This window comes from Actinoplanes cyaneus (genome assembly GCF_016862095.1).
Taxonomy (GTDB): Bacteria; Actinomycetota; Actinomycetes; order Mycobacteriales; family Micromonosporaceae; genus Actinoplanes; species Actinoplanes cyaneus.
Window position 1 is genome coordinate 459524 of sequence record NZ_BOMH01000007.1, and the last position, 11211, is coordinate 470734.

General features: G+C 70.9%; 10 protein-coding genes. All 10 read left to right on the plus strand.

The features are described 5' to 3' along the window. The first annotated feature begins 322 nt into the window (after positions 1-322). The 10 genes from Acy02nite_RS06375 to Acy02nite_RS06420 all read left to right on the plus strand — a co-directional run bounded on the left by Acy02nite_RS06375 (position 323) and on the right by Acy02nite_RS06420 (position 10528). Positions 323-865: a Rieske (2Fe-2S) protein gene (locus tag Acy02nite_RS06375; protein WP_203738833.1), complete on the plus strand. Its 543-nt coding sequence runs from the start codon at positions 323-325 to the stop codon at positions 863-865. A 101-nt stretch (positions 866-966) separates the two neighbouring features. Beyond that, the gene (gene uvrC, locus Acy02nite_RS06380; protein WP_239174291.1) at positions 967-3132 is read left to right on the plus strand and encodes an excinuclease ABC subunit UvrC; all 2166 of its coding nucleotides are present in this window, start codon (positions 967-969) and stop codon (positions 3130-3132) included. Between the two features lie 112 nt (positions 3133-3244). After that, the gene (rapZ, locus tag Acy02nite_RS06385) at positions 3245-4147 is read left to right on the plus strand and encodes an RNase adapter RapZ (RefSeq protein ID WP_203738878.1); all 903 of its coding nucleotides are present in this window, start codon (positions 3245-3247) and stop codon (positions 4145-4147) included. Next, complete coding sequence (locus Acy02nite_RS06390; RefSeq protein WP_203738834.1) at positions 4144-5178, plus strand: gluconeogenesis factor YvcK family protein; 1035 nt, start codon at positions 4144-4146, stop codon at positions 5176-5178. Before rapZ ends, Acy02nite_RS06390 begins: the two co-directional genes overlap by 4 nt. Before the next feature lie 58 nt (positions 5179-5236). After that, positions 5237-6217, plus strand: coding sequence for a DNA-binding protein WhiA (gene whiA / locus Acy02nite_RS06395; RefSeq protein WP_203680794.1), 981 nt, complete (start codon positions 5237-5239; stop codon positions 6215-6217). A gap of 468 nt (positions 6218-6685) precedes the next feature. Beyond that, the gene (gap, locus tag Acy02nite_RS06400; protein ID WP_203738835.1) at positions 6686-7687 is read left to right on the plus strand and encodes a type I glyceraldehyde-3-phosphate dehydrogenase; all 1002 of its coding nucleotides are present in this window, start codon (positions 6686-6688) and stop codon (positions 7685-7687) included. Next, the gene (locus tag Acy02nite_RS06405) at positions 7684-8886 is read left to right on the plus strand and encodes a phosphoglycerate kinase (protein WP_203738879.1); all 1203 of its coding nucleotides are present in this window, start codon (positions 7684-7686) and stop codon (positions 8884-8886) included. The genes gap and Acy02nite_RS06405 overlap by 4 nt, the downstream gene beginning before the upstream one ends. Continuing rightward, a complete protein-coding gene (gene tpiA, locus Acy02nite_RS06410; RefSeq protein ID WP_203738836.1) occupies positions 8886-9677 on the plus strand; it encodes a triose-phosphate isomerase in 792 nt (263 codons plus the stop codon). The genes Acy02nite_RS06405 and tpiA overlap by 1 nt, the downstream gene beginning before the upstream one ends. Positions 9678-9770: 93 nt before the next feature. Continuing rightward, the gene (gene secG, locus Acy02nite_RS06415) at positions 9771-10025 is read left to right on the plus strand and encodes a preprotein translocase subunit SecG (RefSeq protein ID WP_203738837.1); all 255 of its coding nucleotides are present in this window, start codon (positions 9771-9773) and stop codon (positions 10023-10025) included. Positions 10026-10183: 158 nt separating this feature from the next. Further along, complete coding sequence (locus Acy02nite_RS06420; RefSeq protein ID WP_203738838.1) at positions 10184-10528, plus strand: RNA polymerase-binding protein RbpA; 345 nt, start codon at positions 10184-10186, stop codon at positions 10526-10528. Positions 10529-11211 lie beyond the last annotated feature (683 nt).

Consider the following 11211-nt stretch of genomic DNA (forward strand, 5'->3'; position numbering starts at 1 on the left):
CACGCTGCCGGCCACCCTCTGGACCTCGCCTCGCTACTCGGGCGTACCACGAGACACCGCCGGGCGGTCTTGTTCCACTGCGGGAAAGTTGATTTTAGGAACTTCTTAGATGACTCATAGCGAGCGTCCAAGGCGGGTCGCCTAGGGTCGCTAACGCGTCCGCATCGGCCAACCGGGCGGCGTATGCGGGCGAAGGCGGGAGAAGCCGTCGGACAGACGAGGTGATTTCGCCGCCCGCATGAACCGATCGCGGTGGCAGCCGCGTACTCAGGGTCGACTCCGCGTGACATCGGACGCGGACCATGTACTGGAGGGGCGATACATGACTGACGTGCAGACGAGGACCGACGTCGACACCCGGTGCGAGCACGAGCAGGCGGGCACCCACTCGACCCGCCGGTGCGTCCTGCTGGGCGCCGGCGGCCTCGGCGCCGCCGCGGTCCTGGCAGCTTGTGGCACCTCCACCACCAGCAGTAACCCGAACGGCTCCGACTTCGCCAAGGAGCCGGCCCCGGCCGGCAGCAAGGGCGCCGCGGCGGGCGGCAGCACCGGTGGTGGCAGCACCGGCGGCGGCGCCGCGGCGGGCGCGTCCCTCGCGCTGGTCGCCGACGTGCCGGCGGGTGGCGGCATCATCGCCGGTGATCTCGTCATCACCCAGCCGGAGCAGGGCACCTTCAAGGCGTTCACCAAGATCTGCACCCACCAGGGCTGCGAGGTCAACGAGGTGAAGGACGGGACGATCAACTGCCCGTGCCACGGCGCGAAGTACTCGATCAAGGACGGCTCGGTGAAGGGCGGCCCGGCCCCGAAGCCGCTCGCCGAGACGAAGGTCAAGGTCGACGGCGACAAGATCGTCGCTGCCTGATCGTGGCGGGCTGAGCACAGGCCGGAGGTCCGGCGCCGTGGCGGCGGCACCGGACCTCCGGTCGGGCAATTCTGTCAGTCCCACGCACTACTGTTGTGGTTGTGCCAGACCCGTCCACTTATCGTCCGGCGCCCGGTACCATTCCCGACGCTCCGGGCGTCTACCGCTTCCGCGATCCGTCCGGCCGGGTGATCTACGTCGGCAAGGCCAAGAGCCTGCGGAATCGTCTCAACTCCTACTTCGCCGACACGTGGTCGCTGCACCCGCGCACCCAGCAGATGGTCACCACCGCCGGCGCGGTCGACTGGGTGACGGTCGGCACCGAGGTCGAGGCGCTGCAGCTGGAGTTCTCCTGGATCAAGGAGTTCGACCCGCGCTTCAACGTGAAGTATCGGGACGACAAGTCGTACCCGTTCCTCGCGGTGACCCTGAACGAGGAGTTCCCCCGTCTGCAGGTGATGCGCGGCGCCAAGCGCAAGGGCGTGCGCTACTTCGGGCCCTACTCGCACGCCTGGGCCATCCGGGAGACGCTCGACCTGCTGCTGCGGGTCTTCCCCGCGCGCACCTGCTCGACCGGCGTCTTCAAGCGCTCCGGCCAGGTCGGCCGCCCCTGCCTGCTGGGTTACATCGGGAAGTGCTCGGCGCCGTGCGTCGGCCAGGTCAGCGCCGAGGAGCACCGCGGGATCGTCGACGACTTCTGTGACTTCATGGCCGGCCGCACCGACACGTTCGTGAAGCGCCTGGAGCGCGACATGATGGCCGCCTCGGAGAGCCTGGAGTTCGAGCGCGCGGCCCGGCTGCGCGACGACATCGCCGCCCTGCGCCGCGCCATGGAGAAGCAGACCGTCGTGCTCGGTGACGGCACCGACGCCGACGTGGTCGCCTTCGCGGAGGATCCGCTGGAGGCCGCCGTCCAGGTCTTCCACGTGCGTGACGGCCGGGTCCGCGGCCAGCGCGGCTGGGTCGTGGAGAAGGTGGAGGACCTCTCCACCGGCGACCTGGTCCACCACTTCTGCACCCAGATGTACGGGGAGTCGGCCGGCGAGACCGACGTGCCCCGCGAGCTGCTGGTCCCGGCCCTGCCCGAGGATGCCGACGCGCTCGCCGACTGGCTCTCCGAGCGCCGCGGCAGCCGGGTCAGCCTGCGCGTGCCGCAGCGCGGCGACAAGGTCGGCCTGATGGAGACGGTCGCCCGTAACGCCGGTCAGGTGCTGCAGCGGCACAAGCTGAGCCGGGCCGGTGACCTCACCATCCGCAACAAGGCCCTGGAGGAGATCGCCGAGGCGCTCGGGCTGGAGTCGGCGCCGCTGCGCATCGAGTGTTATGACGTCTCCCACATCCAGGGCACCGACGTGGTCGCCTCGATGGTGGTGTTCGAGGACGGCCTGGCCCGCAAGTCGGAGTACCGGCGGTTTGCCGTGCGGGGCAACGCGGACGGCAGCGGGCTGGACGACCTCGCCGCGATGAGCGAGGTGATGCGGCGCCGCTTCGCCCGGTACAAGGCGCAGGAGAGCGCGGACGCGCCGCGGGACGTGCCGGAGCCCGCCGTGGACGAGACCGGGGAGGCGACCGGCGAGCTGGAGACCGCGGAGCTGCCCGGGATCGATCCTCTGACCGGCAAGCCGCGGCGGTTCGCGTACCCACCTCAGTTGATCGTTGTCGATGGTGGTCAACCGCAGGTGAACGCGGTCGCCACGGTCCTCGCCGACCTGGGCATCACGGATGTGGCGCTGTGCGGCCTGGCCAAGCGGCTGGAGGAGGTGTGGCTGCCCGGGGAGGACTTCCCGGTCATCCTGCCGCGCACGTCGGAGGCGCTCTACCTGCTGCAACGCGTGCGGGACGAGGCGCACCGGTTCGCCATCACGTTCCACCGGCAGCGGCGCTCCAAGCGGATGACCGAGTCGGCGCTGGACACCGTCGCGGGGCTGGGGGAGACCCGGCGCAAGGCGCTGCTGCGCCACTTCGGGTCGGTGAAGCGGCTCGCCGCCGCGACCCCGGAGGAGATCATCGAGGTGCCGGGGGTCGGCCGCCGGACGGCGGAGGCGGTGCTGGCCGCGCTGAACCCGGGCGCGGCCCCCGACAAGGCCGCGACGAACCCGGTCCCGGTCCCCGACAAGGCCGCGACGAACCCGGTCCTGATCCCCGACAAGGGCGCGGCGAACTCCGGCCCGGTCCCGGACAAGGGCGCGGCGAACTCCGGCGCGGGCCCGGGAGGGGCAGCGCTGACCTCGGGGGACGCGCTGGAAGAGACGGAAACGGGCCGATGACCGGCAGCGGACACTCTGTCCGGCGGCTGGAGCCCCACCCATCGGCCTACCATGTTGTGTCCGTCCGCGCGGTGCGGGCGAAGCGACGCGGGAGGCGTGCGTGACGGAAGCGATGCCCGAGTTCGGCCCCGGCGACGTGGTCGACCCGGACGAGGCCGGAACCGACCTGGTGGTGGTCACCGGGCTGTCCGGCGGTGGCCGCAGCACGGTGGCCCGGGCCCTGGAGAACGTCGGGTTCTACGTGGTCGACAATCTGCCGCAGGCGCTGATGCTGGAGATGGCCGAGCTGGCCTTCGCGGCCGGCGGCGCGGCCCGGCGCACCGCCATGGTGCTGGACGTGCGCAGCCGCGCGTTCTCCACCGACCTGGCCGGCGCGGTGCGCGAACTCAAGGAACGCGGTTTCTCGCCGCGGGTGGTCTTCGTGGACGCCGACGACGAGGTGCTGATCCGGCGCTTCGAGTCGGTGCGCCGCTCACACCCGCTGCAGGGTGACGGCCGGCTGGCCGACGGGATCGCCGCCGAGCGCAAGCTGCTCGAGGAGGCCCGCGAGCAGGCCGACGTGATCATCGACACCAGCCACCTCAACGTGAACCAGCTGCGCCGCCGGGTGGAGGAGCTGTTCGGCGGGGAGGACGCGCGCAAGTTGCGGATCACGGTCCTGTCCTTCGGTTTCAAGTACGGACTGCCGCCGGACGCCGACTACGTGCTCGACGCCCGCTTCCTGCCGAACCCGTTCTGGGTCCCGGAGCTGCGGGAGCACACCGGCCTGGAGGAGGGCGTGAGCAGTTACGTCCTGGGCCAGGAGGGCGCCACCGACTTCGTGGCGACCTACGCCGGGCTGATCGCGGCGACCGCGCCCGGCTTCGAGCGGGAGGGCAAGCGCTATCTGACCGTGGCGATCGGGTGCACCGGTGGAAAACACCGGAGCGTGGCGATAACCGAGGAGTTGACTTCGCGGCTCAGCGCAATGCGCCTCTCGGCACACGCCTCGCACCGCGACCTGGGGCGCGAGTGACGGCCTCGGCCCGGCCGATCCGGGTGGTCGCGTTCGGCGGCGGGCACGGGTTGGGGGCGTCCCTGCGGGCGCTCCGGCACACCGCCGCCGATCTGGAGCTGGACATTACGGCGATCGTCACGGTCGGCGACGACGGCGGCTCCAGCGGCCGCCTGCGGGTCGAACGGGACGCCCTGCTGCCCCCGGGTGACCTGCGCCAGGCGCTCGCCGCGCTGGCCGACGAGGACCCGACCACCCAGCTGACCGCGAAGGTGATGCAGCACCGGTTCGTGGCGATGTCCGAGCCCGGGGTCAGCCCGTTGCCGCCGGTGGTCCGCGGGCCCCGGCTGGAGCGCCGCGCCGACCGCAGCAAGGACACCCTGGCCGGGCACACGGTCGGGAACCTGGTGCTGCTCGGGCTGATGGAGATGCTCGGCGACCCGGTGCTGGCGCTCGACCACGCGGCCGCGATGGTCGGCGCGCGCGGGCGGGTGCTGCCGATGGCGCTGCACGCGGTCGGCATCGAAGCGGACGTGGCCGACGCCACCGGCCGGACGACGACGATCCGCGGTCAGCACTCGGTCGCGGTCGCGGACGGGCGGGTCGAGGCCGTCCGCCTGGAGCCGTCCGACCCGCCGGCCTGCCCGCAGGCGGTCGAGGCGGTGCGCGCGGCGGACTGGCTGATCTTCGGGCCGGGCAGCTGGTACACGAGCGTGCTGCCGCACCTGCTGGTGCCGGGGCTGGCCCGGGCGATCGTGGACAGCCCGGCCCGCCGGCTGGTCACCCTGAACCTCGGGGCGGACAAGGAGACGCAGGGTCTCTCCGCCGCCGGGCACCTCGGCACCCTGCACCGGTACCTGCCCGAGCTGCGGGTGGACACGGTGCTGGCCGACGAGAAGTGGACAGGCGAGCCCGAACCGGTACGGGCCGCCGCGCTGCGGATGGGAGCCGACCTCGTGTTGGCACCCGTGGCCGTTGCGGACGGAAGCCCACGGCATGATCCTGAGGCACTGGGTGTTGCACTGGTGCCAGTATTGGGCGCCGCTCGTTAATTACTGGCGTAAGTGCGGCACACACTGTCCATGATCCGGCGCATGAGGTGACATCACGATGGCGATGACGGCAGCGGTCAAAGACGAGCTGAGCCGGGTCGACGTGCCCAAGCCCTGCTGCCGGCGGGCGGAGATGGCCTCCCTGCTCCGGTTCGCCGGTGGGCTGCACATCGTCTCCGGCCGGGTGGTCGTCGAGGCCGAGCTCGACACCGGCGCGGTGGCGCGCCGGTTGCGCCGGGAGATCGCCGACGTCTACGGCTATCCGAGCGAGGTGCATGTCCTGGCCTCCGGCGGCCTGCGCAAGGGCAGCCACTACATCGTCCGGATCGTCAAGGACGGCGAGGCCCTGGCCCGGCAGACCGGCCTGCTCGACGTGCGCGGCCGGCCGGTCCGTGGCCTGCCGCCGCACGTCGTGTCGGCGAACGTCTGCTGCGCGGTGGCCGCGTGGCGGGGCGCGTTCATGGCGCACGGCTCGCTCACCGAGCCGGGCCGCTCCAGCGCGCTGGAGATCACCTGCCCGGGGCCGGAGGCGGCGCTCGCCCTGCGCGGGGCCGCCCGGCGGATCGGGATCACCGCCAAGGAGCGCGAGGTCCGCGGGGTGGACCGGGTGGTGATCAAGGACGGGGACGCGATCGCCGCGCTCCTCACCCGGATCGGCGCGCACTCCAGCGTGCTGGCCTGGGAGGAGCGCCGGGTGCGCCGCGAGGTGCGGGCCACCGCGAACCGGCTGGCGAACTTCGACGACGCGAACCTGCGTCGGTCGGCCCGCGCGGCGGTGGCGGCGGCGGCCCGGGTCACCCGGGCGCTGGAGATCCTCGCCGACGACGCGCCGAACCACCTGACCTCGGCCGGGCGGCTGCGCCTGGAGCACCGGCAAGCATCCCTGGAGGAGCTGGGGGCGCTGGCCGACCCGCCGCTGACCAAGGACGCCATCGCGGGGCGGATCAGGCGGCTGCTGGCCCTGGCCGACAAGCGCGCCCGTGACCTCGGGATTCCCGACACCGAGGCCGCGGTCACGCCCGAGATGATGGCTTGCTGACCGGCTCCGCTCCGATTCGCCGGGTGACCGGTGAGCCGGCAACCGATTTCCCGTCGCCCGCGAGCGTCGGGAACTCGGCTGCCGACTCACCACCGGCGCGTTGCGGGTCCACGATTCAGGTGACTCCGATCACGGGTGGGTGACTTCCGTGTTCGTACCATCAATGGGCTTGAATCTTGCGTTTTCCGGGTCTTTCGGCCCGGATTCTCAGCGCTGATTTAGATAACGTTCAGGTCGCGCCCCGCTGCGTCCGGGGGCGGAGGGCTCGGCTAGGGTCACTGGTGACGGCGACGGTGCCGGCAGTTCGGCCGAACCCCCGCTGTGACGCCGCCAAAGTGTCTCTGCTGCGGCGTTCATCGCTCCTTCGGGCGCGGCGGCCGGACGCCCCCTGTGCAGGCCCTCCACGTGGCCGGCACGAGATCCTCCGCCGGTCGCAAAATCCGGCGGACCGAAACGAGGAGACCACCTGTGACCATCCGGGTTGGCATCAACGGCTTCGGCCGTATCGGTCGTAACTTCTTCCGGGCGGCGCTCGCCTCCGGGGCCGACATCCAGATCGTCGGCGTGAACGACCTGACCGACAACGCCACTCTTGCCCACCTGTTGAAGTACGACAGCATCCTGGGCCGCCTGCCGCACGAGGTGAAGGCGACCGCCGACGAGATCACCGTCGGTGGCAACACCTTCAAGGCGTTCGCCGAGCGCGACCCGAACAACCTGCCGTGGGGCGACCTGGGCGCCGACGTCGTCATCGAGTCGACCGGCTTCTTCACCGACGCCAGCAAGGCCAAGGCGCACGTCGACCAGGGCGCCAAGAAGGTCATCATCTCGGCTCCGGCCAAGAACGAGGACATCACGATCGTGATGGGTGTCAACGACGGCCTGTACGACGCCGCCAAGCACACCATCATCTCGAACGCGTCCTGCACCACGAACTGCCTCGCCCCGATGGCGAAGGTCCTGAACGACACGATCGGGATCGAGAAGGGTCTGATGACCACGATCCACGCGTACACCCAGGACCAGAACCTGCAGGACGGCCCGCACAAGGACCTGCGTCGCGCCCGCGCCGCCGCCCTGAACATCGTTCCCACCTCGACCGGCGCGGCCAAGGCCGTCAGCCTGGTCCTGCCGGAGCTGAAGGGCAAGCTGGACGGCTTCGCGCTGCGCGTGCCGATCCCGACCGGCTCCGCCACCGACCTGACCTTCACCGCCGCCCGTGACACCACGGTCGAGGAGGTCAACGCCGCGATCAAGGCCGCCGCCGAGGGCGCGCTCAAGGGCATCCTGGTCTACACCGAGGACGAGATCGTGTCGGCCGACATCGTCACCGACCCGGCCTCCTGCATCTTCGACGCCGGCCTGACCAAGGTCATCGGCGGCAACCAGGTCAAGGTCGTCGGCTGGTACGACAACGAGTGGGGCTACTCGAACCGTCTCGTCAACCTGGTTCAGCTCGTCGGAGCCTGATCTTGAAGACTCTCGACGACCTGCTCGGCGAGGGTGTCTCGGGTCGGCGCGTGTTCGTGCGCGCCGACCTGAACGTCCCGTTCGACAAAGCAAATCCGGGCGTCATCAGTGACGACGGCCGCGCCCGCGCGGTGCTGCCGACGCTGATCGCCCTGCGCGACGCGGGCGCCAAGGTCATCGTGGCGTCCCACCTCGGCCGTCCGAAGGGCGCGCCGGACCCGAAGTTCACCCTCGCGCCGGTGGCGACCCGGCTGGGTGAGCTGCTCGGCTCCGACGTGATCTTCGCGGAGGACACCGTCGGCGCCGACGCGCAGGCGAAGGTCGAGGCGCTCGCCGACGGTCAGGTGCTCCTGCTGGAGAACCTGCGGTTCAACGAGGGCGAGACCTCGAAGGACGACGCGGTTCGCGGCGCTTTCGCCGACGAGCTGGCGACGTTCGCCGACTACTACGTCGACGACGCCTTCGGCGCGGTGCACCGCAAGCACGCCTCGGTGTACGACGTCGCGGCCCGCCTGCCGCACTACGCGGGTGGCCTCGTCGTCAAGGAGGTCGAGGTCCTGCGCAAGGTGTCCGAGACCCCCGAGAAGCCGTACGTGGTCGTGCTCGGCGGCTCGAAGGTCTCCGACAAGCTCGCCGTGATCCAGGCGCTGCTGCCGAAGGTGGACAAGCTCCTCGTCGGTGGCGGCATGTGCTTCACGTTCCTCAAGGCCCAGGGCTTCGAGGTGGGCAAGTCCCTCCTCGAGGACGAGATGGTCTCGGTCTGCGCCGACCTGCTGGAGCAGGCGCAGGGCCGGATCGTCCTGCCCGTCGACGTCGTGGCGGCCACGGAGTTCTCCGCGGACGCGCAGCACGACGTCGTCGAGGCGTCGGCCATCCCGGCTGACCGGCTCGGTCTCGACATCGGCCCGAAGTCCACGGAGCTGTTCGCGTCGGCGATCGCCGGTGCGAAGACCGTGTTCTGGAACGGCCCGATGGGCGTCTTCGAGCTCGCCCCGTTCGCCGCGGGCACCCGTGGCGTCGCCGAGGCGATCACCAAGATCGACGGCTTCTCGGTCGTCGGCGGCGGCGACTCGGCCGCGGCGGTCCGCACGCTCGGCCTGGACGAGACCGCGTTCGGCCACATCTCCACCGGTGGGGGCGCGTCCCTGGAGTACCTCGAAGGCAAGACGCTGCCGGGCGTCTCCGCCCTGGAGAAGTGATGGGTGACGTGACCCGCAAGCCGATCATCGCCGGCAACTGGAAGATGAACCTCAACCACTACGAGGCGAATCTGCTGGTCCAGAAGCTGGCCGCGAGCCTGAACGCCGAGCAGCTCGAGGCGGTGGAGACGGTGGTCCTCCCGCCGTTCACCGACCTGCGCACCGTGCAGACCGCGATCGAGGGCGACAAGCTCGCGATCCGGTACGGCGCCCAGGACGTCTCGCAGCACGCCTCCGGCGCGTACACCGGCGAGATCGCCGGCTCGATGCTGGCGAAGCTCGGCTGCACCTACGTGGTGATCGGGCACTCCGAGCGCCGCGAGTACCACAACGAGAGCGACCAGCTGATCAACGCGAAGATCAAGGCGGCGTTCGCGGCCGGCCTGACCCCGATCTTCTGCGTCGGCGAGGGTCTGGAGATCCGTGAGGCGCAGGGCCACGTGCCGCACTGCACCACGCAGGTCGACGCGGGCCTCGACGGTCTCAAGGAAGACCAGATCAAGCAGATCGTGATCGCGTACGAGCCGGTCTGGGCGATCGGCACCGGCAAGACCGCGACGCCGGACGACGCGCAGGAGGTGTGCGGAGCGATCCGTGCCCGCCTCGTCGAGAAGTACGGCAGCGAGGTCGCCGAGGCCGTCCGCATTCAGTACGGTGGATCGGTCAAGGCGAACAACATCGCGCAGATCATGTCCCAGCCCGACGTGGACGGCGCGTTGGTCGGCGGCGCGAGCCTGGACGCCGAGGGCTTCGCGGCCATCGTGCGTTTCCCGGAGCACGTCGCCCGATAGATATTTTCCAGCGCGTGCCCGGCCGTGGTAAACGGCCGGGCACCCGCTATTGTGGGACCGCTGCTGTGCCCTTCGAGAGGAATGAACCCGACCATGCCGATCGCGTTCGCGTACACGTTGATCGTGTTGCTGATCATCACCAGCATTCTGCTGACCCTGCTGATCCTGCTGCACCGCGGCAAGGGTGGCGGCATGTCCAGCATGTTCGGTGGCGGCGTGACGTCGAGCCTGGCCGGTTCGTCGGTGGCCGAGAAGAACCTGGACCGGTACACGGTTCTGGTCGCTGTCATCTGGTTCGCCTGCATCATCGGTCTCGGTCTCTGGCTCCGCGTGACGCTGAATTCCTGACCCGCGGGTAACGTCGTACAATCTGCCGCGCGGCCGGTTTCACCGGTCGTGCGGCTTTTTGCTTCGCCTGTCCGTTTTGATCTTCGGCCGCGGGAAACCTCTCCGCTGAGCCCCCTTTTGCGAGCCCGTTCTCGATCCCATGAGACAGGAGTGACGTCGTGTCCAGTGGCAGCGCCATCCGTGGCAGCCGCGTCGGGTCCAGCCCGATGCGCCCCGACGAGCGCACCGAGCCCGCCCCTCGCCGCCAGGTGAACTACTTCTGCGCGGCCGGCCATGACAGCAGCATCTGGTTCGCCGCCGAGGCCCCCGCGCCGGACACGTGGGACTGCCCCCGCTGCGGTCAGCCGGCCGGGCTCGACCAGGAGGCGCCTCCCGGGCGGTTGCGGTCCGAGCCGTACAAGTCGCATCTGGCCTACGTGAAGGAGCGGCGCTCGGAGGAGGACGGGGCGGCGATCCTGGAGGAGGCGCTGGCCAAGCTGCGCCAGCGCCGCGGCCGCCCCTGACCGTCTGCGGCGCCCGCTGTGCTTGACCGGCGCCGCGACCGCCCCTGACTGTCTGCGGCGCCCGCTGTGCTGACCGGCGCCGCGACCGCCCTGACCGGCCACAGTGCGTTGTGCTGACCGGAGCCGCGGCCGCCCCTGATCGGCCACCGCGCGTCCGGCCCGCGCGCGATCACCTGCCCGCACCGGGCCCGCGGCGCGGCGCGGCGTTCCGGCTGGTTCTCACGGGCGTTATGAGGCATGAATAACGCCCGTGAGAACCAGCCCGGACCGGGCCGCGCCTGACCGTCCACGGCACGCCAGCGTCCGGGCCGCGCGTGACGGTCTACGGCACGTCCGGGCCGCGCGCGATCGACTGCCCGCACCGGGCCGTGGCGCGGCGCAGGGCTCCAGCTGGTTCTCACGGGCGTTATCCGCCCCGGATAACGCCCGTGAGAACCAGCTGGAGCCGGGACCGCGCGGCGGGCTCGAGGTGTCGCTCACGTCGCGGGGATGTGCGGGCGGGCGTGTGCCGCCGCCAGCCCACACGCCTTACCCGCATCGTCGGCTGGCCGCGCAGGGCGGGCGTGTGCCGCCGGCTGGCAGGGCAGGGCGGGCGTGTGCTGACGGCTTGCCGGGCAGGGCGGGTTGTTTGTGCTCTGACCGCGCCCCGCCACGGAGGCCGCCCTTGTGGGTTTCGCGTTCTT

Bases quoted from the DNA above. Each gene is read 5' to 3' on its own strand.
- whiA (WP_203680794.1), top strand. From the start codon at position 5,237: ATGGCGATGACGGCAGCGGTCAAAGACGAGCTGAGCCGGGTCGACGTG.
- rapZ (WP_203738878.1), top strand. From the start codon at position 3,245: ATGCCCGAGTTCGGCCCCGGCGACGTGGTCGACCCGGACGAGGCCGGA.
- Acy02nite_RS06375 (WP_203738833.1), top strand. From the start codon at position 323: ATGACTGACGTGCAGACGAGGACCGACGTCGACACCCGGTGCGAGCAC.
- tpiA (WP_203738836.1), top strand. From the start codon at position 8,886: ATGGGTGACGTGACCCGCAAGCCGATCATCGCCGGCAACTGGAAGATG.
- secG (WP_203738837.1), top strand. From the start codon at position 9,771: ATGCCGATCGCGTTCGCGTACACGTTGATCGTGTTGCTGATCATCACC.